21 protein-coding genes are annotated in these 23,355 nt (G+C 65.9%); 10 read left to right on the top strand and 11 right to left on the bottom strand.

Annotated elements, in window-relative coordinates:
• Position 1: 1 nt before the first annotated feature.
• The 6 genes from ORI27_RS03540 to rpsF all read right to left on the bottom strand — a co-directional run bounded on the left by ORI27_RS03540 (position 2) and on the right by rpsF (position 6,921).
• Positions 2-1,213, bottom strand: a complete 1,212-nt coding sequence (locus ORI27_RS03540) for an acetyl-CoA C-acetyltransferase (protein WP_265995122.1) — start codon at positions 1,211-1,213, stop codon at positions 2-4.
• A 908-nt stretch (positions 1,214-2,121) separates the two neighbouring features.
• Positions 2,122-4,749: a replicative DNA helicase gene (gene dnaB / locus ORI27_RS03535; RefSeq protein ID WP_265995121.1), complete on the bottom strand. Its 2,628-nt coding sequence runs from the start codon at positions 4,747-4,749 to the stop codon at positions 2,122-2,124.
• 484 nt (positions 4,750-5,233) lie between these two features.
• Positions 5,234-5,692, bottom strand: coding sequence for a 50S ribosomal protein L9 (rplI, locus tag ORI27_RS03530; RefSeq protein ID WP_265995120.1), 459 nt, complete (start codon positions 5,690-5,692; stop codon positions 5,234-5,236).
• A gap of 18 nt (positions 5,693-5,710) precedes the next feature.
• Positions 5,711-5,965 carry a 30S ribosomal protein S18 gene (gene rpsR / locus ORI27_RS03525; RefSeq protein WP_094483921.1) on the bottom strand — a complete coding sequence of 85 codons (255 nt, stop codon included), beginning with the start codon at positions 5,963-5,965 and terminating at the stop codon, positions 5,711-5,713.
• A gap of 62 nt (positions 5,966-6,027) precedes the next feature.
• The gene (locus tag ORI27_RS03520; protein WP_265995119.1) at positions 6,028-6,546 is read right to left on the bottom strand and encodes a single-stranded DNA-binding protein; all 519 of its coding nucleotides are present in this window, start codon (positions 6,544-6,546) and stop codon (positions 6,028-6,030) included.
• 84 nt (positions 6,547-6,630) lie between these two features.
• Complete coding sequence (rpsF, locus tag ORI27_RS03515) at positions 6,631-6,921, bottom strand: 30S ribosomal protein S6 (protein WP_265995118.1); 291 nt, start codon at positions 6,919-6,921, stop codon at positions 6,631-6,633.
• 186 nt (positions 6,922-7,107) lie between these two features.
• Here rpsF and ORI27_RS03510 point away from each other — a divergent pair, with 186 nt between their 5' ends.
• Positions 7,108-7,380, top strand: coding sequence for a type II toxin-antitoxin system Phd/YefM family antitoxin (locus ORI27_RS03510; protein WP_265995117.1), 273 nt, complete (start codon positions 7,108-7,110; stop codon positions 7,378-7,380).
• A gap of 5 nt (positions 7,381-7,385) precedes the next feature.
• The gene (locus ORI27_RS03505; protein WP_265995116.1) at positions 7,386-7,793 is read left to right on the top strand and encodes a type II toxin-antitoxin system VapC family toxin; all 408 of its coding nucleotides are present in this window, start codon (positions 7,386-7,388) and stop codon (positions 7,791-7,793) included.
• A gap of 39 nt (positions 7,794-7,832) precedes the next feature.
• Here ORI27_RS03505 and ORI27_RS03500 read toward each other — a convergent pair whose 3' ends face one another.
• The 3 genes from ORI27_RS03500 to ORI27_RS03490 form a co-directional block, all read right to left on the bottom strand.
• Entirely contained in the window at positions 7,833-9,443 is a 1,611-nt protein-coding gene (locus ORI27_RS03500) for a glycosyltransferase family 87 protein (RefSeq protein ID WP_265995253.1), read from the bottom strand.
• Positions 9,444-9,544: 101 nt separating this feature from the next.
• A complete protein-coding gene (locus ORI27_RS03495) occupies positions 9,545-11,935 on the bottom strand; it encodes a transglycosylase domain-containing protein (RefSeq protein WP_265995252.1) in 2,391 nt (796 codons plus the stop codon).
• Positions 11,936-12,032: 97 nt separating this feature from the next.
• Positions 12,033-12,467: a DUF5318 domain-containing protein gene (locus ORI27_RS03490; protein WP_265995115.1), complete on the bottom strand. Its 435-nt coding sequence runs from the start codon at positions 12,465-12,467 to the stop codon at positions 12,033-12,035.
• Between the two features lie 112 nt (positions 12,468-12,579).
• Between ORI27_RS03490 and ORI27_RS03485 the strand changes: the two genes are divergently transcribed.
• The 6 genes from ORI27_RS03485 to ORI27_RS03460 all read left to right on the top strand — a co-directional run bounded on the left by ORI27_RS03485 (position 12,580) and on the right by ORI27_RS03460 (position 19,269).
• Positions 12,580-13,437: a DUF1707 SHOCT-like domain-containing protein gene (locus ORI27_RS03485; RefSeq protein ID WP_265995114.1), complete on the top strand. Its 858-nt coding sequence runs from the start codon at positions 12,580-12,582 to the stop codon at positions 13,435-13,437.
• A 114-nt stretch (positions 13,438-13,551) separates the two neighbouring features.
• The gene (locus ORI27_RS03480) at positions 13,552-14,097 is read left to right on the top strand and encodes a PadR family transcriptional regulator (RefSeq protein WP_265995113.1); all 546 of its coding nucleotides are present in this window, start codon (positions 13,552-13,554) and stop codon (positions 14,095-14,097) included.
• A gap of 58 nt (positions 14,098-14,155) precedes the next feature.
• Entirely contained in the window at positions 14,156-15,247 is a 1,092-nt protein-coding gene (locus tag ORI27_RS03475; protein WP_265995112.1) for an inositol-3-phosphate synthase, read from the top strand.
• A 73-nt stretch (positions 15,248-15,320) separates the two neighbouring features.
• Positions 15,321-16,244: an alpha/beta fold hydrolase gene (locus ORI27_RS03470; RefSeq protein WP_265995111.1), complete on the top strand. Its 924-nt coding sequence runs from the start codon at positions 15,321-15,323 to the stop codon at positions 16,242-16,244.
• Between the two features lie 76 nt (positions 16,245-16,320).
• Positions 16,321-18,402, top strand: coding sequence for a PhoX family protein (locus ORI27_RS03465; RefSeq protein WP_265995110.1), 2,082 nt, complete (start codon positions 16,321-16,323; stop codon positions 18,400-18,402).
• A gap of 78 nt (positions 18,403-18,480) precedes the next feature.
• A complete protein-coding gene (locus ORI27_RS03460) occupies positions 18,481-19,269 on the top strand; it encodes an LLM class F420-dependent oxidoreductase (protein ID WP_265995109.1) in 789 nt (262 codons plus the stop codon).
• A gap of 19 nt (positions 19,270-19,288) precedes the next feature.
• Here the strand turns inward: ORI27_RS03460 and ORI27_RS03455 are convergent, their stop codons facing one another.
• Positions 19,289-20,452: a cytochrome P450 gene (locus ORI27_RS03455; protein ID WP_265995108.1), complete on the bottom strand. Its 1,164-nt coding sequence runs from the start codon at positions 20,450-20,452 to the stop codon at positions 19,289-19,291.
• A 111-nt stretch (positions 20,453-20,563) separates the two neighbouring features.
• Between ORI27_RS03455 and ORI27_RS03450 the strand changes: the two genes are divergently transcribed.
• Positions 20,564-21,229 (top strand): GntR family transcriptional regulator, encoded by a 666-nt coding sequence (locus ORI27_RS03450; RefSeq protein WP_265995107.1) that lies wholly within the window; start codon positions 20,564-20,566, stop codon positions 21,227-21,229.
• Positions 21,230-21,383: 154 nt separating this feature from the next.
• Positions 21,384-21,842, top strand: coding sequence for a MarR family winged helix-turn-helix transcriptional regulator (locus ORI27_RS03445; protein ID WP_096312612.1), 459 nt, complete (start codon positions 21,384-21,386; stop codon positions 21,840-21,842).
• A gap of 117 nt (positions 21,843-21,959) precedes the next feature.
• Here ORI27_RS03445 and ggh read toward each other — a convergent pair whose 3' ends face one another.
• Positions 21,960-23,300 carry a glucosylglycerate hydrolase gene (gene ggh / locus ORI27_RS03440; protein ID WP_265995106.1) on the bottom strand — a complete coding sequence of 447 codons (1,341 nt, stop codon included), beginning with the start codon at positions 23,298-23,300 and terminating at the stop codon, positions 21,960-21,962.
• Positions 23,301-23,355 lie beyond the last annotated feature (55 nt).

Raw genomic sequence — 23,355 nt, 5'->3', positions numbered from 1 at the left:
TTCAGAGCCGCTCAATGATGGTCGCGATGCCCATTCCGCCGCCTACGCACAGGGTGACCAGACCACGGCGCTGATCGCGGCGCTCGAGCTCATCAATGATCGTGCCGATCAGCATCGCGCCGGTGGCGCCAAGTGGGTGGCCGAGGGCGATCGCACCACCATTGACGTTGACGATGTCGTGCGATATGCCGAGATCACGCATGAACCGCAGGGGCACCGCCGAGAATGCTTCGTTGATCTCGACGAGGTCGATGTCCTTGATGGACAATCCCGCAACGGCCAACGCTTTGTGCGTGGCCGGCGTCGGACCGGTCAACATGATCGTGGGCTCCGATCCGCTCACCGCGGTCGAAACGACCCGCGCGCGGGGGGTGAGGCCCAGTTCCTTGCCCACCTCTTCGTTGCCGAGCATCACGAGCGCCGCGCCGTCGACGATTCCGGAGCTGTTTCCGCCGGTGTGTACATGGTCGATTGCCTGGAGCCAATGGTACTTCTGCAGCGCGACGGCATCGAAGCCGCTGCGTGTACCGAGTTGGGCGAATGCCGGCGTCAGCTTGCCGAGCGTCTCCAGCGTCGTCCCTGGGCGCATGTGTTCGTCGCGGTCCAAGATGGTGACACCGTTGCGGTCGAGGACTGGAACTACCGACTTGTCAAACGCGCCTTTGGCCCAGGCTTTTTCGGCACGTGACTGCGACTCCACCGCATAGGCATCGATATCCTGCCGACTGAAGCCTTCGATGGTCGCGATGAGGTCAGCTCCGATTCCCTGTGGGACGAAGCCGGTCGTCAGATTGGTCTCCGGGTCGTTGGCCCAGGCGCCACCATCGGATGACATCGGCACCCGAGACATGCTCTCGACCCCGCCGGCCAGCACCAGGGATTCCCAGCCGGATGCAACCTTCTGAGCGGCAATGTTGAACGCCTCCAGCCCAGAGGCACAGAACCTGTTGAGCTGCATGCCCGCAACGGTTTCCGGCAGCCCGGCCGAGATCGCCGCGATGCGCGCGATGTCGGCACCCTGATCGCGCAGCGGTGACACACAGCCGAGCACGAGGTCATCGATCCTGTTCGGATCCAGGCCGGCATTCCGCTGTTGCAAGGCGTGAATGAGACCGACCACCAGAGTGATCGGCTTGACGCCGTGTAGCGATCCGTTGCGGCCCTTACCTCGTGGCGTTCGCAGGGCATCGTAAACAAACACGTCGTGCGGCATGACGCGCTCCTTCGTTGCAGAGATTTGGTCGACGATGTGGTCCACCCGCCCCAGCAGCGGCGCCCAGTCGCTGGAGCCATGGTGTGCCAACTTGACATGTATGTCAAGTTGGCAGCTCACATCCACCGCTCAGGCCGCTCGGCCGCCACCGGAGAACCGGGCGGCAGCTGAACGCTTTCAGCCATAACCCATGTGATCGGCGGGAAACGTTGATTCACCAGTGCAATGGCATCCTCACCTGCCTCGGCCGCCCACCTGACGGCGCCGGTCATCGCGTCGTCCGGATCCGGTCGGCACCAGCGCTCAGCCACTCGAGTTGAGCGATCGTTTGTCCGAGGTTGCCGGACAGTGTGTTGACCCAGTGCAGGGGAGTTTCGCCACTTCGATCAGTCGGATCCGGAGCCGCCTAGCTCTCCCCTTAGTCGGAGCTCGCCGTCGGCTGTCGGCTCGTAACCTTGAGCTGCGAACGCCGCGACAACCCTGGAGGTCACGTCTGGTTCAATGACGCCGTTGGTAAAGCATCCGAGGGCTCGGAGGTCCACCAGCAACGCGGCGATGATGGGGCCCGCATTGCGTGGCCGTCTCACAAGCGCTTCGAGTACCTTCCGCACGCGAGACTCTTTGTTGGGCCCGCCTTGCGAATGATGTTGCGGTGCAAAATCTTCGAAGCCGTTCTCTTGAACACCGCTGAATGTTGAGGATAGGTCGGGCGGTCGACCCCTCCGTTGTACAGCTGTGCGAACCGTGCGGCGATATCCGCGCTAACAGGCGGGCGACTCACGATCTCCTGCGCTTCCCACTCTCACCACCATCGCGGCTCCACCCCTTGGGCATTCTCATCAAAATGCCCAAGGGGACATTTGAGGTGAGAATTGGACATCAAACTTGAGAAGCCACAGATGTCGCTTCTAACGTGCCATATTCGTAAACCGCGACAGGTGCAACTGGTGCGCGACCGTCACCGTTCTCGTCGGCCCCGCACGGTGTTTCGCGACAATCAGGTCGGCCTCACCGCCGCGCGGGTCGTCGGTTTCGAACGCATCGGGCCGATGCAGCAAAATCACCATGTCCGCATCTTGCTCGATACTACCCGATTCGCGTAGATCAGCTAACATTGGCTTCTTGTCGGTGCGCTGCTCGGGTCCACGGTTGAGCTGACTCATCGCGACCACCGGGACTTCCAGTTCTTTCGCCAAAAGCTTGATCTGCCTGGAGAATTCGGAGACTTCCTGCTGTCGCGACTCGACCTTCTTTCCGGAGGTCATCAGCTGCAGGTAGTCGAGCACGATTAGCCGGAGTCCCGCTTTCTGGTGCAGGCGGCGGGCTTTGGCGCGGATCTCCATCATCGTCAGATTCGGCGAATCGTCGATGTACAGCGGGGCTTCGCTGATCTCACTCATGCGCCGGGCCAACCGAGTCCAGTCGTCATCGGTCATCCGGCCCGACCGCATGTCGGCAAGCTTGATCTTGGCCTCCGCCGACAGCAACCGCATGACGATCTCGGACTTGCTCATCTCCAGCGAGAACACGATGCTCGGCATGCGGTTCTTGATGGAGCACGAGCGCAAAAAGTCCAGCCCCAGAGTGGAGTTATGGGTGGGGATCATTGCCCGGCCCGCGAGGTACAGGTGGTCGGCATTGTCGACCTCGACGCATCGCACCGGAACACTCGCAATGGGCCGAACGTCGACGATGAACCTGGATGACACTCGCGCTTTACCACCAGCCCGACGTTCCTTGTGCGCCAGCGCCTTGCGCGGCAACCGGAACACATCATCATCGGTGGAGAAGTTCAGGATGAACGCTGTCGAGCTGTCTTCCGACCGCCCCCGGACGCGTTTGGTTGCCCGCCCACATCGGTACCCGAGACTGACGATGAGCTCGAAGACGTCATCGGCCAACCGCCTGTTGGTCACCGAGAACTGGACCGTTCCGCCGTTGGTCACCGTTCCGTCGGTATCCAAAAGACCGGCGAGCATCTCACGCCGCTGGGCTTCCGAGGCGCGCAAGTATTCGACCGGAATGTGCTTGTTGTTGAGCACTCCGATGGTGCGAAGTCGAGCCTGCAGCGTGCCGACCTCGTTTCGGCACTGCTGGCAGAGCTGGAGTCCACATGATGGGCCTCCGCACCGTGAGCACGTCGGCGCCGACACCGGCTCGGAGATGAACCGTGCCTTGCCCCCGCAGACCCGTCCGCACGTGCGGACCTGACTTGTCTGGGGCACGAAGGACTTTCCACACACCACGCAGCTTCGAGCCAGTGGCGCACCCGCCGCGGGAAGACGCAGCTGGTAGCGATTCTTCGCCGCGTCAGATTTGTGCGCTTCGATGCCCTCGCCCTCGATACACATGACGATCTCGGGATCGGCGACGGTGATCTGGGCTGCTGCGCTGGTTCCAGCGCCCAGCCAGGCGCCGAGGGTGTACGGCGGGACGAGCAGGTCGCGATCCGGAGCCTGTAGCGGCTCGGCATTCGTCACCGAGTGGTTGAGCCGCTGATCCTTCGTCGAGCAGCGCTGCGTCTCGGCGATCTCCCGCGTTGTCCTGACGGCAGCGAAGGTCCGTTGGTTCTTGGTCCGGTTGTAGCCGACCGCGGCGGCCTGCGCAGACTTTCGCGGCGCCCGAGTCTCCGTCAGCCACTGATGCTCAGCATCGGCAACAAGCACCGTGCCGTCGGAGAACTCCACCTCGTAACACGGCCGCCCAACCATCACCTCGGTCGCCGCCACCACGCGTGTGGGACGCCCGTCGGCGTCAATCAGGTAGTCCCCGACCGCGACCTCGCCCATCGTGGTCCAGCCGTCCGGCGTCGGCAGCGGCGTATCCAAGGCCAGCGCCTTACCCATACCCGGCCTGGCCGCCACCACGATCATCTGGCCGGGATGCAGTCCGTTGGTCAGCTCGTCCAACTCCGTGAACCCGGTCGGCACACCACGGGACAGCCCACCGTTGGAGGCGATGGCGTCGATCTCGTCCATCGTGGGCTGCAGCAGGTCTTCCAGCGGCAGGAAATCCTCGGCGGTCCGCCGCTCGGTGACGTCGTAGATCTCGGCCTGCGCCCGGTCCACGATCTCGTTGACGTCGGCGCCCTCGGCACCGGCGTAGCCGTACTGCACCACCCGGGTGCCCGCCTCCACCAGCCGGCGCAGCAGCGCCTTCTCGGCCACGATGCCCGCGTAGTACCCGGCGTTGGCTGCGGTCGGCACCGTCGAGATCAGGGTGTGCAGATACGGGGCGCCACCGATGCGGCGGAGTAGCCCGCGGCGGTCCAGCTCGGCGGCGACGGTGACGGCGTCGGCGGGCTCACCGCGTCCGTAGAGATCCAGGATCGCGTCGTAGACGTTCTGGTGGGCGGGCCGGTAGAAGTCGCCCGGGCGCAGCCGCTCGAGCACGTCGGCGATCGCGTCCTTCGACAGCAGCATGCCGCCCAGCACTGACTGCTCGGCCGCGAGGTCCTGGGGAGGCTGGCGACCGAAGTCCTCCGAAGGAGCAGGACTATCCATCCCGGGCTGACCGAGATCGTCGACGACCGCCATCGGGATGCCCCCACCTCCTCCTAGGACCTGTCGAACGAGAGTTCGACGAGCTGGCCAGAGACTCTCACGGCCCACCGACGAAAATCGGTGACCGTGATGAAGTTCCGCACCGCCGACGGCTCACGCTAGACGTTGCTGGGGCCCTCGCATACCGGGCCTGTTCATCAACCTGTTAGTGGTTTGTGGATAGCTGGGGAAACCGGTGTTGAGGCCTTGGGGAAAACCTGTGGATCGGTACGTATCTTTTTGCGATCTGCCCAGCTGAGGGCAGGGTAGACCCACACAGGTTCTGTGGATGTTGAATTCGTCGGCGTGTCGTCACCGGTTGCGATCTCGGGCGTGTTGTGTTGCCGGGGGTTATGCACAAGGTTAACGGCTGGTTAGATTAGCTGAGTTGGTCGGACCGGAATGTGTTCGCCAGCGAACGACAATTCCCCGAGGGCGACCTCGACGCGGCCGCCACCCGGGGAATTGACGTGTAGAGCTAACTTTGCGCGACGACGTCGACGGTCACGTCGACGTTGACCTCGGGGTGCAGATGCACGCCGACGGTGTGGGCACCGGTCGCCTTGATGTGGGCCTTGGGCAGCTGCACGGTGCGCTTGTCCAGGTTGGGGCCACCGGCCTTCTTGATCGCCGAGACGATGTCGTTGGCGGTCACCGAGCCGAACAGCTTGCCGGAGTCCGCCGCGGCCTTCACCGGCAGCGAGATCGAGCCCAGGGCCGCGATGGCGGCCTTGATCTCGTCGGCGTGCTCACGGTCGCGCACGGTCTTCACCTCGCGCGCCCGGCGGATCTCGTCGGCCTGCTTCTGCGCACCGCGGGAGGCCACGATGGCCAGCCCGCGCGGCAGCAGGTAGTTGCGTCCGTAACCGTCCTTCACCTCGACGGTGTCACCGGCCACACCGAGGTGGTCGACCTCGGCAGTCAGAATCAGCTTCATCTCGATACTTCCGTTTCTCTACCGTGCCGCCGAGGTGAACGGCAGCAGAGCGACCTCGCGCGCGTTCTTGACGGCGATCGCGATGTCGCGCTGGTGCTGCACGCAGTTGCCGGTCACCCGGCGGGCGCGGATCTTGCCTCGCTCGCTGATGTAAGTACGCAGCAGCTGGGTGTCCTTGTAGTCGATGTCCTGCCCCTTCTTGGAGCAGAACACGCACTTGCGGGTCTTGACCGGCTTCTCCGGTGCCGGGCGCCGCTTATTGGACTTGGCCATGGGTCAATCTCTTTCGTTCTCAGGATGGCGCGCCCCAGGCGCGCAAAGGTTTTCGTTGGGTGTCAGAAGGGCGGTTCGTCGTCGCCACCGGCGAACGAACCCGACGCCGGGGCACTGCCCCACGGATCGTCGCCTGCTTCGCTGGCCGCCGCCGCGGGACGGGAACCGCCGCCACCGCCGCCACCGCCGAAGCCGCCGCCGCCACCGCCGCCACTGCGCGAGGCCTTGTTGACCTTGGCGGTGGCATAGCGCAGCGACGGGCCGATCTCGTCGACCTCGACCTCGAAGACGGTGCGCTTCTCGCCCTCGCGGGTTTCGAAGGACCGCTGCTTGAGCCGGCCGGTCACGATGACCCGGGAACCCCGGGTGAGGCTCTCGGCCACGTTCTCGGCCGCCTCACGCCAGATGTTGCAGCGCAGGAACAGCGCTTCGCCGTCCTTCCACTCCCCGCTCTGGCGGTCATAGATCCGCGGTGTGGACGCCACCGTGAAATTGGCGACGGCTGCACCGGACGGGGTGAACCGCAGTTCGGGGTCGGCGGTCAGATTTCCGACGACGGTGATGGTCGTGTCACCGGCCACAAGGTCCTCCTGGCATAGGCGGATGGATTCACCGCGAGCCTACGTAACAGCTCCGACGCGCGGCGAGGTTATCCACTGACGTGACTAGTGCTTGTCGGTCCGCATCACCTTGGTCCGCAGCACCGACTCGTTCAGGTTGAGCTGACGGTCGAGCTCGGACACGGTGGCCGGTTCGGCCTTCACATCGACGACGGCGTAGATGCCCTCGGCGTGCTTGGCGATCTCGTAGGCCAGGCGGCGCCGGCCCCAGATGTCGACCTTGTCCACGGTGCCGCCGTCGGTGCGGATGACGTTCAGGAACGTCTCCAAGGACGGGGCAACGGTGCGCTCGTCGAGAGTGGGGTCAAGGATGACCATGATTTCGTATGGACGCATGGGAACCTCATCACCTCCTATGGTCGTAGCGGCCACGGTAGGTCCGTGGCAGAAGGGTCGCCTGCGTCGGCAACCTGGCCAGGCTACTCCAGCGCTGGCTGATCAGCGAAATCAGCTCCGTTGGCGGTAGTACTTCAGCGCCCCGGAGAAGTATCGGTAGTACATCTTCGTAGTACATTGTCTACTATGAGCGATGTCCCGATCCGCGTGCTGAATCAAGAAACGGCCAGGGTGCTGGCGCGGGTGAAAGCCGGCGAAGAGATAACCGTCACGGAGCGCGGCGCGGTCATCGCGCGAATCGTTCCGGCGTCCGCCGGGCCGCTCGACGAGTTAGTCAGCGCCGGCCGGGTGCACCCAGCAACGACACACGGTCGCGCACCGAGGCCGACGATCCCCCTGGAAACTGGACCCGACGCCGGCGCGCTGCTATCCCAGATGCGCGAGGCGGAACGGTACTGAGACTGATGATCTACCTTGACACGTCCGCCCTGGTGAAACTCGTCCGTTTGGAACGGGAATCGACGGACCTCGCCGACTGGCTCGACGAGCGAACCGAACTTCGTTGGATCACCTCAACACTGGCTGAAGTCGAGTTGCCCAGAGCCCTCATCCGGGCAGGGCACCTGGCCGGGCTGGCTGCGGTGCCGGCCGTCCTGGCACGCCTTGACCGATTCGAAATCGACTCCGTTGTGCGGGCGACCGCTGCGGCCTTTCAGGACCCCGCGCTGCGTTCACTCGATGCCATCCACCTCGCTACCGCCGACGTCGCGGCATCCGTAGCGACACTGACGGCATTCGTCACCTACGACAGCCGACTGTCCGGTGCCGCCCATGCTCTCAGCATGCCGACTGCGGCACCGGGGACGAACTGAACCCTGAACCGCTCGGAGTCGTCGACATCCAGCGCGGTGTTACGCGGGAACAGTGCTATCGCGACTTGCATCCGGCGTCTGCGGTTCGGGATCCCCTAAGGCACTGTCGCGTGGTCGCAGCCAGCGCGGGAACCGCGTCGGGTACGCATCGGGCGCTCCGTCGAACACCCCGCCGGCCGGATCGTCCACCCTGCCGTTCCAGCGCGCCAGATCCAGCTCGGGCCGGTAGATCTGGCGGACCACCAACACCATCAGTGCGATCACCGCGATGTCGCGCAGCAGCACCGTCACGGTGAACCACTGCTCGGGCAGGCCCTTGTTGCCCTCGCCATACAGGTAGAACATCCGGGGCACCCACACCAGCATGTCAATGGTCATCCACGCCAACAGGATTCGACGGTGCGGTAACGCCAGGACCGCCAGCGGCACCAGCCACAGCGAGAACTGCGGACTCCACACCTTGTTCACCAACAAGAACGCTGCCACCGTCAGAAAGGCCAGCTGCGCCACCCGGGGCCGCTGCGGCGCCGTCCACGCGATGTACGCAATGGCCGCGCAACACAACAGGAACACCGCCACGACGAACGTGTTGAGAATCAGCGGTGGCTGCCAGAACCCGAGATTCGAGTCGAAGCCACCCCAGCCGGTAAGCGACTTCACCACGTTGTAGAGCGAATCCATGTCATCGCCACGACGGGAGTTGAGCCGGAAGAATTCCGACCAGCCGCGCGGAAACAGCAGCATCACCGGCAGGTTGACCACGAACCACGCGCCGACCGCCGACACCACCGTCCGCGAGGCGTCCGGCATCCGGTCACTGCGCACGGCCAGGACCAGGAGCGGGAACAGCAGCAGCGCCGGATACAACTTGGCGGCCACCCCGAGTCCGATCAGGATCCCGGCCAATACCGGTTTGCGCCGCGCCCAGGCCAGCAATCCGCCAACCGCCAAAGCCGTTGCCAGCGCATCGAAGTTGGTGAAGACCTGGAATACCAGCACCGGCGACGCGGCCACCAGCGCCGCGTCCCAGACCCGCCGGCCTGCCAACCACGAGGACGCCCATACCGTCGTCAGCCACGCCAGAGCCAGCCCGAACGCCGAGAAGTTGAAGAACATCACCACTTCGGCGATCACCGGCAGCGACACCGCTCTGGCCAGCGCGGTGTAGGTCTTGGCCAGCGCCATCGACACGTACTGGTACACCCCGGTCAGCACCGGATACTCCATGTAGCGGATCGCGGGCCTGCCGTCGTAGCGCGTCTGCGGCCGGCCGCTGGAGTCCGTCTCGATCCAACTGGACTTGTACGGAAAGCGCCCCTGGCTCAACAACTCCGCGCCATACAGCGGCACCGTGTCGGAGTAGCACAGTTCGAAGTAGGCGCGCTGGTTCTGCCAATTCGCCACCCGCTGATCGGGCGGCCCGCTGCCGACGGTCTGCAGGCACGGCGCCTTGGTGGAATAGCCCAGCGCCAGCACCACCAGCGCCATCAGGAACATCACCCGCAGCGGAGTGAACACCCTGGTGCGCCCGATCAGGGCATGGCGACCCACCGGGCCACCGACCACCTCCGCGAGTGCGGAACCCAACGTGTCGGTGCGGCTGGGCATGTCGCGGTCGTCGGCGCTGCGCCGGTCATCGGCCAGCGGCATCGGCGACACGGTGGCCCGGGCCGAGCCCACCGACGCGGCACCGGCCGGCGCGCTGGCCGGCCGGTCCGCCGAGGGGTCCTGCTGCTGGCTGTCGCCGTCGGTCACGGCGGCGGAGGCGGAGGCGGGAGGGGCGCGTTGGGGTCCCCGTCGACGGGCGGCGGCGGTGCGTCCGGCGGTAGCGGCGCCCCCGGCGGCGGCGGAGCTCCGGCCGGCACGGTGATGGTCGTCGGCGGGCCGATCGGGATCGTGATGCCCGGCGCGACTTCGATACTGGGCTGGATGACCGTTTCGGTCACGGTCGGTGTCGGCGGCGGAGGCGGCGGCGCCGGAACACCTGCGTAACCGCCCACCTCGGTCGGCTTGGGGAAAGACTCGTTGTCGGTCCCCTTCAAGGCCCCGTCCATCGTCGCCTTCCAGATGTCCGACGGGATGCCCGACCCGTACACCTGACTGCCGCCCTTGGTCACCAGCGGCTGGGTGCCGTCGGTGGTGCCCACCCAGACCGCCGTCGACAGCGACGGGGTGTAGCCGACCATCCAGGCGTCCCGGTTGGCCCCGGTGTCGCCGAGCTGGACCGTTCCGGTCTTGGCCGCCGAGGAGCGCCCGCCGGCCAAATTGTGCCCGTTGGACCAGCCCGCGATCGGCTGCATGGCCGCGGTCACGTTGTCGGCCACCGCTTTCGGGATCCGCTGCTCTCCGCTGTTGTCGGCGGTGCTCGCGTCGAACAGTACTTCGCCGCGGGCGTTGACGACCTTCTGCACGAAATGCGGCTTGTGATAGACGCCGGAGTCGGCCAACGTCGCGTACGCCGACGCCATGTCGAGCACTCGGGTCTCGTACTGACCGAGGACGACACCGTTGTTGGGCGGCCCGCCCTTGCCGTCCTCGGACAGCGTGTGCGGTACACCCGGGAAGCTCTCGGCCACCCCGGCACGGTGCGCGGCGTCGGCCACGTCGGCCGGCCCGTTCTTGAGCTTGAGCATCAGCCGGTAGTACGAGGTGTTCAGGGACCGTTTCAACGCCTCGGCGATGTTGCAGACACCGCAGCCCTCACCTTCGACATTGGTGATGGTGATGCCGTTGAGGGTCACCGGGGAGCTGTCGACCTGATAGCCCAGACCCATTCCCTGTTCCAGCGCGGCCACCAAGGCGAACACCTTGAAGGACGACCCGGTCGGCAGCCCGGCCTGGGCGAAATCGAAGCCCTGGGCGTCCGATCCGCCGTAATAGGCCTTCACGCCCCCGGTCTTGGGGTCGATGGACACCACCGCCGAGCGCATATCCGGCATCTGACCGTCGAGGTACTTCGACACCGCGTCCTCGGCGGCCTCCTGCGCCTGCGGATCGATCGTCGTGGTGATCTGCAGGCCCTGGGTGTTCAGGGTCTGCTCGTCGATGTTGAACAACTCCAGCAGTTCCTTGGTGACCTGCCGTTCGATCAAGCCGTTGGGCCCGGTGGTCACGTTGGCCGAACGGGCCTCGTCCGGCGGCACCGTCGGCGGGAAGACCTGTTGGGCGCGTTCCTGTTCGGACAACGCACCCATCGACACCATGCCGTCGAGAACCCAGTTCCACCGCTTGAGCGCGGCGTCGGGATCGACTGCCGGGTCCAGAATCGACGGCCCCCGGATCAGCGCCGCCAGCAGAGCACCCTCGGCGACGGTCAGCTGTTCGACCGGCTTGTCGAAATAGGCCTTCGAGGCCGCCGAGATGCCGTAGGCGCCCCGGCCGAAGTAGATGATGTTCAGATACGCCTGCATCACTTGGTCTTTGGACCATTCGCGCGACATCTTCGTGGAGATGACGAGCTCCTTAGCCTTACGGACCAGACCGCCGATACCGGAGCGGGCGTCGCCCACGAGCGCGTTCTTCACGTACTGCTGGGTGATCGTCGATCCGCCCTGCAGATCACCACCGAAGAGGTTGTTCTTCAGCGCCCGGGCGAAACCCGTCAGCGAGAAGCCGGGGTTGGTGTAGAAGTCACGATCTTCGGCCGCCATCACCGCGTTGCGCACCTGGACCGGCACCTGGTCGATGTTGACGTCGACCCGGTTACCTTCCGGGGGAACGATTTTGGCGAGTTCCGAACCATCGCTGGCCAGGATCGTCGACACCTGGTTGGTCCGGATGTCACCGGGCTGGGGCACCTGAACGATCAGATAGGCCATGCCGAAGGTGACGATCGGAAGCACCACCAGCACGACGACGCACAGGTACAGCGACCGGCGCACCCACTTCCAGTTGATCTGCTGGGAGAACGACGGCGGCTTGGGCGGCGGGGGGCCCGCGGGCCCACCGCCCGTCGGCGGCCCCGGCGGCGGCTTGGGCGGCGGCGTACCGTCCAGGGCCGCCTTGACAACGTCGATCGGGTCGCGCAGCGGCACGGTGTCGTCGCGAACCGGCTCGATGATCGAGGTCAGCCGGTCATCGGGCGGAACCTGTCGGCGCGGCGCGCTTCGGGCCGGACCAGACGGGCGCGCCTCGCCGGCCATCGGGATCCTCGTCGTCGGGTGCTCGGAGTTGCCGGACGCACCGTCGGCCCCCGATCCCATGCGGATGTCCGTGGCAGGCCGGTCGTGACGCCCTTCGCTATTCACTGGCCGTGCGCGCGTCGGAGCGTGCCGTCCGGGTGCCCCGGCGGGCACGCGTTCCCTTGGCGGGACGTGGCGCTCCGAGCACATAGGACTTGACCAAGTGATTCCATTCGCAGGTCCGGCATACCTCCACCACGTGCACCGAGAACTCGTCGAACTTCGTTGCGAGCAGCACCAACTCCTCGGCGGTGCGCGCCGAACCAGAGACCGCGCCCAGGTGATCGCCGAACACCCAGGACACTAGCGTCAGCGGCTCCTTGCGGCAGATGGGACACATCACCGAACTGGGCTTGCCGTGAAACTTGGCGGCGCGCAACAGATAGGGATTGGCGTCGCAGACCTCGGAGACGCCCGTCCGACCGGAGTACACCTCGGCCAGCAGGGAGCGTCGCCGAAGGGCGTAGTCCACCACCTGTCGCTGCAATCGCACGATGACCAGAGTACGTCGGGGATCTCAGCACCGACACGCAACCGACTCGCGGGTGGCCGTAATTGTCCGCCTGGTCTGCGCTCTTGCCGGTCGAACTCTTACGATCATCGCCGTGGCGACTTCGCAGACGGCTGGCACGCGCGCCAAGGACAGCGACCGCAACGACATCTGCCAGATCCTGGACACCGCGCTGTCCGAGGGGCAGCTGTCGATGGCCGAGCACGGGCAGCGGGTGAAGAGTGCCACCAACGCCACGACGCTGGGGGACCTGCGCGCACTGGTGTCGGATCTGCAGACCGCCAACGCACCGGTGCAGCTGCCCACCCTGAAGAAACCCCGGCTCACGGCAGCTTCCGGTGCCAACGGCAGTTGGGGCATCCGCGCGGCCATCGGCGCCGTGCTGATCCTGCTGGGGATCGGCATCGGCTGGGGTCTGTACGGCAATACGCCCTCGCCGCTCAACTTCACCTCCGATCCCGGCGCCAAAGCCGACGGTGTCGCGCCCGTGGTGCTGACACCGCCCCGCCAGTTGCAATCACTCGGCGGACTCACCGGACTGTTCGAGCAGATGAAGAAGAAGTTCGGCGACGCAGAAGGCTACCGGCTGGTGATCTACCCCGACTACGCCTCGCTGGATCGGCCGGACCCCACCGACGACCGCCGCGAGCTCAGCTACACCTACCGCGGCGGCTGGGGCGACCCGAGTTCGTCACCGGCCAGCGACGGCGCCAAGATCGTGGACCTGAGCAAGTTCGACGCCAAGGCTGTCGTAGGGGTGCTGCGCGGCGCTCCGGAGACCTTGAACATGAAGCCGGCCGACGTCAAGAGCACCTACCTCATCGTCGAGCCCAGCCGAGATATCACCGCTCCGGACACGGTGACGATCTCGATCTACGTTTCCAGTGACTTCGGCAGCGGCTCCGTCCAACTCGACCCGGACGGCTCGGTCAAGCAGGTCAACTACCCGTAAGTGGAGCGGCGTCCACCAGGACCGTCGGCGCTCAACTAGCGCCGAATATATCGCTCCGATACTATCTTCAGAGGTGTCGAAGCGCCGTAACGGACGAGCAAAGGAGGTGACCCGATGCTGGAGCTTGCCATCTTGGGTCTTCTCCTCGAGTCGCCCATGCACGGCTACGAGCTGCGCAAGCGACTGACGGGTCTGTTGGGAGCGTTTCGCGCTTTCTCCTACGGCTCGCTGTACCCGGCGCTGCGCCGGATGCAGGCCGACGGGCTGATCGCCGAGGACGCCGCCCCTGCCGGAACGACGGTGTTGCGCCGCGCCCGCCGGGTGTACCAGCTCACCGATGCCGGCCGCCAACGCTTCGCGGAGTTGGTCGCCGACACCGGTCCGCAGAACTACACCGACGACGGCTTCGGTGTGCACTTGGCGTTCTTCAACCGCACACCGGCCGAGGCGCGGATGCGGATCCTGGAAGGCCGCCGCCGCCAGGTGGAAGAACGCCGCGAAGGTCTGCGGGACGCCATCGCACGAGCGAGCAATTCGCTCGACCGCTACACACGACAACTGCATCAGTTGGGCCTGGAGTCCAGCGAACGCGAAGTCAAGTGGCTCAACGAGCTGATCGCCGCGGAGCGGGTCGCCCAGACCCACCCAGACCAGGCCTGACGCGGCCACCGAAGTACCTGAACAGCAGCCAGTAGAAGTACAAGTTAGGAGAACGTCCATGACGGAGCACAACGGAGCGTCGACAGATGTGCGGGTCGCCATCGTCGGCGTCGGCAACTGCGCGTCCTCACTGGTCCAGGGCGTGCAGTACTACAAGGACGCCGACGCCAACGCCACCGTCCCGGGCCTGATGCACGTGAAGCTCGGCCCCTACCACGTGCGCGACGTGAAATTCGTCGCCGCGTTCGACGTCGACGCGAAGAAGGTGGGCTTCGACCTGTCCGAGGCGATCTTCGCCTCGGAGAACAACACCATCAAGATCGCCGACGTGCCGCCGACCAACGTCGTCGTGCGCCGCGGCCCGACGCTGGACGGCATCGGCAAGTACTACGCCGACACCATCGAGGTCTCCGACGAGCAGCCCGTCGACGTCGTCAAGGTGCTCAAGGACGCTCAAGTCGACGTCATGGTGTCCTACCTGCCGGTCGGCTCGGAAGAAGCCGACAAGTTCTACGCGCAATGCGCCATCGACGCAGGCGTAGCGTTCGTCAACGCACTGCCGGTGTTCATCGCCTCCGATCCGGTCTGGGCCAAGAAATTCGAGGACGCCGGTGTGCCGATCGTCGGCGACGACATCAAGAGCCAGGTCGGCGCGACGATCACCCACCGCGTGATGGCCAAGCTGTTCGAGGACCGCGGCGTGCAGCTGGACCGCACCATGCAGCTCAACGTCGGCGGCAACATGGACTTCCTGAACATGCTCGAGCGGGAGCGCCTGGAGAGCAAGAAGATCTCCAAGACCCAGGCCGTCACCAGCAACCTGCAGAAGGAATTCAAGACCAAGGACGTCCACATCGGCCCGTCCGACCACGTCGGCTGGCTCGACGACCGCAAGTGGGCCTACGTGCGGCTGGAGGGTCGCGCGTTCGGTGACGTGCCGCTGAACCTCGAGTACAAGCTCGAGGTGTGGGACTCGCCGAACTCCGCCGGCGTCATCATCGACGCGGTGCGGGCGGCCAAGATCGCCAAGGACCGCGGCATCGGCGGACCGGTGGTCGCGGCATCGGCCTACCTGATGAAGAGCCCGCCCAAGCAGCTGCCCGACGATATCGCCCGGGCGCAGCTCGAGGATTTCATCGACGGAGAGTAGTCGTTCGTACCGAGACTGCGGTCAGATCGCGACTGGGACGTCCCATCGCGATCTCGCCGCAGTTTCGCGTTAGATGAGTTCTGTGATCTCCGACGAAGAACTGCTCGGCCTGGACGAATTCGCACTGCTCCCCGAGAACGCCGCGCAGGCCGGGGTGAGCGGTCCGCTGCCGCCGGTGACCAGGATCGAGTCCGGCCCGATCAGCGCGCTGAAGTGGGGCGCCGAACCGCCCCAGGTCGTATTCCTGCACGGCGGCGGGCAGAACGCCCACACCTGGGACACCGTCATTCTCGGCCTCGGTGTTCCGGCACTGGCCATCGATCTGCCCGGCCACGGCCGCTCGGCCTGGCGGCAGGACGGCGACTACGGCCCCCGGCTCAACGCCGAAACCCTGCGGCCCGTCCTGAACGACTGGGCGCCCAGCCCACGACTCGTGGTCGGAATGTCGTTGGGTGGGTTGACCGCGCTGCGCATCGCGACCGTCGAGCCAGCGCTCGTTCCCGAGCTGGTACTCGTCGATGTCACACCATCGGCGCCGGAACGTCATGAACAGATGAGCCAGGCCCAGCTGGGCGCTGTCGCGCTGGTGCAAGGTGAGCGCACGTTCCCCAGCTTCGCCGCCATGCTGGACGTCACCATCGCCGCTTCGCCGACCCGGAGTCGAGAATCGTTGCGCCGCGGTGTCTTCCACAATTCCAAACAGTTGGACGACGGCACCTGGACGTGGCGCTACGACTCGTTCCGCAAGGGTGCGGGTGCCGGCGAGGGGCTGCCCGAGTCGTTCGCCGGGCTGTGGGATGACGTCCCGTCCATCACGATGCCCACCACCCTGGTACGCGGCGCCAACTCCTTCTTCGTCAACGATGACGACGCCGACGAATTTGCCCGCACCGCACCGGGTTTCCAGCGGGTGATCGTCGTGCCCGATTCAGGCCACTCGGTGCAGGGCGACCAACCCCGCGCGCTGGTCGACATTCTTCGTGACGTACTCGGCTGAGCAGTTTCCCTGTTGTTCACCCGCTGATTCCCAGTAGATTCTCAGCTGATTCCCGGGTTGCCATAGCTTCGGGCTCATGGCTCTGCTGCCGCTGAATCTTCTGATCAATCACGACGGGCGCTCGGCGCGGCAACGCATCACATGCCGCTACCGGTGCGGCGATGCGTGCTCGCACCCAGCACCGAACACCAGTGATAACGCTTATTTCGGGGACCTCGTCCGGGAAGCGATGTCGCGGCGCTCCGCCCTGAAGGCCGCCGGCGTGGCGGTACTCGCGGTCGGCGCGGGCTCCGCGCTGGCGGCATGCGGCGGCGCCGAGACCAAGCCCACCGCGCAGTCAACGGCAACCACATCTGCGCCCCCGCCTGCGCCGCCGGCCGGGATGAACTTCGCCGCCGTGGCACCCAATATCGAGGACGCGGTCGTCGTTCCGAAGGACTACCAGCAGGCGGTGGTGATCAGTTGGGGTGACCCGGTGCTGCCGGGCGCCCCGGCCTTCGACGTCACCAAGCAGAACGCCGCCGCGCAACGTCAACAGTTCGGGTTCAACAACGATTTCGCCGGCCTGCTACCGATCGACGGCTCCCCCGGCCACTACCTACTCGTCGTCAACCACGAGTACACCACCGAGCGGTTCATGTACCCCGGATACAACGAGAAGCAGCCCACCCGGGACCAATTCGAGACGTCGGTCGCCGCACACGGGTTGTCGGTCGTCGAGGTGGAACGCACGCCCGAGGGACTCAAGCCGGTGCTGGGCCGCTACAACCGGCGCATCACCGCCGACTCACCGTTCACCCTGGTGGGCCCGGCCGCCGGCAGCGAATTCGTCAAAACCGCTGCCGACCCAGGCGGCCGCACGGTGAGCGGCACCGTCAACAACTGCTCGGGTGGTGTCACGCCGTGGGGCACCGTGCTGTCCGGCGAGGAGAACTTCAATTCCTACTTCGGCTCCGCCGAGGGCGCCAAGGCCCCGACCCCGATCGACGCGGACCGATGGAAGCGCTACGGCATCAAACTCAAGCCGAGCGAACGGCTTTGGGAGACCTTCGAGCCGCGCTTCGATCCCACCAAGACACCCAACGAAGTCAACAGGTTCGGCTATGTCGTCGAACTCAACCCGTGGGACCCGCAGTCGGTGCCGGTCAAGCACAGCGCGATGGGCCGTTTCAAGCACGAAGCCGCCAACATCTACGTCACACCCGACGGGACCGTCGTCGCCTATAGCGGTGACGATGAGCGGTTCGACTACATGTACAAGTTCGTCTCGGCCAAACAGATCCAGCCCGGACGCGACGGGGCGGCGATGGCCCACAACATGACCATCCTCGACGAGGGCACCCTCTACGTCGCCAAGCTGTCCACCGACATCCCGGCCAATCAGATCGACGGCTCGGGCACCCTGCCCGCCGACGGTTCCTTCCGCGGGTCGGGTACCTGGCTCCCGCTGCTACGCACGGGTTCGGACGGAGCGGCCGACTCGTTGGTAGACGGTATGACCGCCCAAGAGGTCGCGGTGTTCACCCGGTTCGCCGCCGACAAGGCCGGCGCCACCAAGATGGACCGGCCCGAAGACTTCGAAGCCAACCCGACGAGCGGCAAGGTCTACGTCGCGCTGACCAACAACGACGAGCGCGGAGCACCGGGCAAGGCCGCCGCCGACGCGCCCAACCCCCGCAATGACAACAAGAACGGTCAGATCCTCGAGATCACCGACGACCATGCCGGCACGTCGTTCACCTGGGACCTGCTGCTGGTCTGCGGGGATCCCGCCGCCGCCGACACCTACTACGGCGGGTTCGACAAATCGAAGGTCAGCCCGATCTCCTGCCCAGACAATCTCGCCTTCGACAAGCACGGCAATCTGTGGATCTCCACCGACGGCAACGCCCTGGACTCCAACGACGGCCTGTTCGCCGTCGCGCTCGATGGACCCAATCGCGGTGAGACGCGCCAGTTTCTGACCGTCCCGATTGGGGCGGAGACCTGCGGGCCGATCGTGCTGGACGACCTCGTCACGGTCTCGGTGCAGCACCCCGGCGAGCATGACGACAACAGCATCGACGACCCCCTGTCCAACTGGCCCGAGGGCGGCAACGGCACCGCCCGCCCATCGGTCGTGGCGGTATGGAAGCCGAGCGGGAATATCGGCGTCTAGCCGAGCCGACCATGCCGCCGAGGGACGAGACGGAGGAGGAGCGAGGCAATCCGGCCTAGCCGAACGTAGGGTCCAGGTGTGGCCTTTCCCATTCGCATCGGGGTGCAACTGCAGCCGCAGCATTTCACCGACTACAATCAGATCCGCGACGCGGTGCGCCGCTGTGAGGACATCGGCGTCGACGTCGTTTTCAACTGGGACCATTTCTTCCCGCTGTACGGCGATCCCGACGGCACCCACTTCGAGTGCTGGACCATGCTGGGAGCCTGGGCCGAGCAGACCTCCCGCATCCAGATCGGCGCCCTGGTGTCGTGCAACTCCTACCGCAACCCCGAGCTGCTGGCCGATATGGCCCGCACCGTCGACCACATCTCCGCGGGTCGGCTGATCCTGGGGATCGGCTCGGGATGGAAGCAGAAGGACTACGACGAGTATGGATACGACTTCGGCACCGTGGGAAGCCGCCTCGACGATCTCGCCGGCGCGCTTCCTCGGATCACGTCGCGGCTGGCCAAGCTCAACCCGGCTCCGACCCGCGACATCCCGATTCTCATCGGCGGTCAGGGTGAGCGCAAGACCCTGCGCCTGGTCGCCGAGTACGGGGATATCTGGCACGGATTCACCAACGCGCAGACCTATCCCGGCAAGGCCGAAGTGCTCGATCGCCATTGCTCGGACGTCGCCCGGGACCCGACCACCATCGAGCGCTCGGCCGGGGTGGAAGGCGGCAAGGACCTCGAGGCCCTGCGGGCCAGCGCCGAGGATCTGACCGGACTGGGTGTGACCCTGCTGACCGTCGGCGTCAACGGACCCGACTACGACCTCGGTCCGGCTGAGGCGCTGGTGCGCTGGCGCGACAACCGCTGATCCGGGACCGGTTGCCTCGCTAGCAGGGCTCGAACTCCAGCGGCAGCGACTCCAGGCCGAAGGTGCCGGCGGGCCACAGCACGGTGGCCTCGCCTGCCTGCCGATAGTCGGGGATCCGGGCGTGGAACTCCTCGATGGTGAGCCGCAATTCCCGCCGGGCCAGGTGCGAGCCGAGGCACCGGTGGATTCCACCGCCGAATCCGAGGTGGGTGGCCTTGGCGGTCAAGTCCATCTCGTGCGCGTGCGGGCCTTCCCGATTGGCCGTGAAGAGCATCAGCATCACCTGCGAGTTCGCCGGGATCCGCACCCCCTCGACCTCGACGTCTGCCGTCGTCACGCGCGGCACTCCCGGCACCGGGCCCTCGAGGCGCAGCATCTCCTCGACGAACGGCGGGATCAGCGATGGATCGTCGATCAGCCGATGGCGCAACACCGGATCGTTGGCCAGGGTGTGCAACGAGAACCCGATGGCACCGGTGACGGTGTCGAGCCCGGCCAGGATGATCAGGAAGCACAGGCCCAGAATCTCTGCGTCGGTCCAGGCCTCGTCGCCGTCGAGAGCCAGGATGTTGCTGAGCATGTCGTCGGCCGGGTGACTGCGTTTGAATTCGAGCTGTTCGGCAAGGAATCCGAAAAGCGCCATGCTGCACTCGATCACCGACTGCGACTGCTCCCGGCCCAGGGACGAGATGTCGGCCCCCTTGATGATGCCGGTCACCCAGCCCAGGAACTTCGGCAGGTGTTCCAGGGGTAACCCGAACAGCGTCAGGATCGCCTGGGTGGGGAATTTGTAGGACAGATCCGCCACGACGTCGCAGCGCCCGAGCGGGGCGAAGGCGTCGATGTGCCCCCGCAGCTGTGCGCGCAGATCGGCATCCATCGCTTCCATGCGTTTGGGTCCGAACATCGGGTCGAGCACCCGCCGGTAATCCGCGTGTCTGGGTGGGTCGATCGCGATCGGGATCATCCGAATCGCGTTGGCGACCCCGTCGAAGGCTTTCGCCGAGGAGAACAGCTCGGGGTGCTTCTGGGCATAGCGGACGCCCTCATGACTGGTGATCAACCAGATCGAGCCGACCCGGTAGACCGGACCCGGTCGGCGTAGATACTCCACGGCCGCGGTGCGCCCTTGCGGTACCGGTGTGTCCGCGTAGTAGGAGTCGGGCAGTTCCGTCGTCGTCATCCCCGGAGCGTAACGAGACTCACAGTCTTGTTACGAGTGATTTGGCCAGATCCACGCCAGAAACCGGGAGGATGTCCACGAGCATGTATCCCCCTGACGGCAGAGAGAGCGATGCCCAAGCGCTATGGGGTCAAAGAGAAGGATCAGGTCGTTGCGCATGTCCTCGACCTGCTGCTGACCGGGCGGCTGCGCTCCGGTGACCGGGTGGACCGCAATGAGGTCGCCGCCGCCCTCGGGTTAAGCCGGGTGCCGGTGCAGGAGGCCCTGGTGCAGCTCGAACGCGACGGCATTCTGGAATCGCGCTACCACCGTGGTGCGTTCGTCCACCGCTTCGATGCCGACGTGCTGCGCGAACACCACGAGGTGCATGGCCTGCTCACCGGTGCGGTGGCCGCCCGCGCCTCGACCAACCTCCGGGCTGCCGTGCTCGACGAGCTCGACCAGGTGATGACGATCATGCGCGCCGCCGCCAGACCACTCGAGTACATCGGGGCCGCCCACCGGTTTCGAGACATCCTCATCAAGGCATACGCCGGCCCACGGCTGACGGCGAGTATCCGGGCGTCGCGCAGCTTCATGCCCAATCAGTTCTGGGCCACCAACCCTGACGGACCCGCCCTGCTGATGCCGCTCGCCGAGACCGAATACGACGCGATCCGTCGACACCAGCCCGCGGCGGCGCGGCAGGCGTGCGTGGACCGCGCCGATCTGATGGCCGACGCGCTGATCATCGAGCTGAATCGGCGCGGTGTGTTCGCGGAATTGAACTCCGTCTGAGCGCACTGCGTGGCCGCACTGCCGTCGGTAATACCGTGAGCACCCGGACTGACCCCTCCCGGGCATGCTGACCGTCAGCACGGTTGGAGCAAGTGCGCCGCGAAAACCGCGTATCGCGCGGTTGACAGCCACCGACAGGTTAGACTAGCGAACTATGATTGAGGCCGAGCCGCAGGTCACCGACCTGTCTGGTGACCTGCAACGGGTCCTCTCGAAACTGTTTTCGGTCTTGCGTCGCGCCGACACCAAATCCACCACCGCCGGCGCGGACCTCACGCTGGCGCAGCTGTCGATCCTGCTGACCCTGCTGGACCAGGGTCCGATCCGGATGACCGAGCTGGCCGCACGCGAGCGGGTGCGCACCCCGACAACCACCGTCGCTATCCGCCGCCTGGAGAAGTTGGGCCTGGTCAAGCGATCACGCGATCCCTCAGACCTGCGCGCGGTCCTGGTCGAGGTGACCCCGCAAGGGTTGGTGCAGCACCGCGAGGCGCTGGCCGTGCGGCGAGCGAACCTGGCGGCGTTGCTGTCCAAGTTGACCGACGAGGAGCGGGAAACCCTCGCCAAGGCGCTGCGGCCCTTGGAGCGGCTGGCCGAGCAGGCCGAGAGCTAGTACCTAACGCCCGGCGGGCAGGAGCGAAGCGACCCGGGGATCTAACGCCCGGCGGGCAGGAGCGAAGCGACCCGGGGATCTAACGCCCGGCGGGCAGGAGCGAAGCGACCCGGGGATCTAACCCAGCCAGTCGAGGACTGCGGCAGCGGTCCAGGACTGTTGCATGCTGCCCAGCGGCTCCCCGGTGAACGGTTCGTAGTATTCGGCGAAGGTGCCGTCGCTGGCCTGCCGAAGGCCCTCTTGGCGAAGCAGCAGAGAGCGCTCGGCCCATCCGCGGCGCGCGAATGCCCAGGAGAACAGCCAGGTGAGCACCGGCCAGACCGGGCCGCGCCAGTACTCGCGCGGGCGAAAGTCCTTGGAAACCGGTGACGTCGAGGGGATCACCGCGTACTTCAGATCGGGATGCCCGCAGAACCGCGGACCTTCCAGCATCCGCAGCAGCGTGCGTTCGCGGTCGTGCGGGAGCCCTCCGCACAGCAACGGGGCGAACTGCGCGGCGGTCTCCGTCGAGATCCATTTTCCCGCTCTGACATCGAAATCTTTTGCCGCCCCAGTCCTTTCGTCGGCTGTCTCGACGACGCCGGCACGGAACCGCTCGGCCCACGAATACAGGTCGCGGACGTCGGCGTTGGGTCGCTTGTAGTCCTCACCGATATTGGCCAACACCTCACACGCCACCGAGAAGATCGCCGAGACGAAAACGTCCTCGACGGCGAAGCTCATCACCTTGGGCAGCAGATCGTCGTCGTAGCGAACCGATTTCATCTCCTCGAGCAACCACAGGTAGCGGTCGTACTCGGTGTCGGAGGGACGCTGGCTGGCATCGGTGACGATGTGGTTGTCCTCGCGCTGATACTCCGGGATAGCGCCGGGAACGACGTTGGCGTAGGCCGAATCCCAGCGCGGGGAGTTGTCCATGCCGGACTCCCAGCCGTGAAACAGCGTGACACGGCCGCGCTCGTCCTGATCGCGGGCCTCGGCCAGCCAGCGGTGCCAGCGCACCAGATCCGCCCATCGGCGATCCAGGAACGCCTCGGCGACGGCGCGGGTGGAGCGGCCCCTGGTCCGCGCGCGGTCGAGGATGCGCTGTACGGCGATCGCGTGCACCGGCGGCTGGGTGATCCCCGAGGTGTGCCGGGTGCGCGGGGCGTTGGCTGCCAACGCCGAGGTGGCCCAACGAGCCGGGCCCGGAAAATAGCCGTCGACCCCGTTGGCGAACACGATGTGCGGAATCATCCCGTTGGCCCACTGCGCGGACAGCAGCGTATCGAGTTCGACGACGGCGCGTTCCACGCTCAACGGGGCCAGCCCGACGGCCACGAAAGCGGCGTCCCAGCTCCACATATGGGGGTAGAGCAGCGGCGCCGCGGAGGTCATCACGCCCAGGTCGTTGCCGCGCAGAAGGTACGCCGCGCGGGCCGCCAGCTGCGTCGGGCCGAAGCTCGGGTCGAATGCCACGCTTTCATTCTGCGACGCGTGGGTGGGAATCGCAGGTCGGTAGGGTTGTGAAGAT

Source organism: Mycobacterium pinniadriaticum, assembly GCF_026242045.1.
In the GTDB taxonomy this organism is placed as follows: Bacteria; Actinomycetota; Actinomycetes; order Mycobacteriales; family Mycobacteriaceae; genus Mycobacterium; species Mycobacterium pinniadriaticum.
The sequence above is the reverse complement of the archived record's forward strand: the minus strand, read 5'-3'. Positions and strand labels throughout refer to the sequence as shown.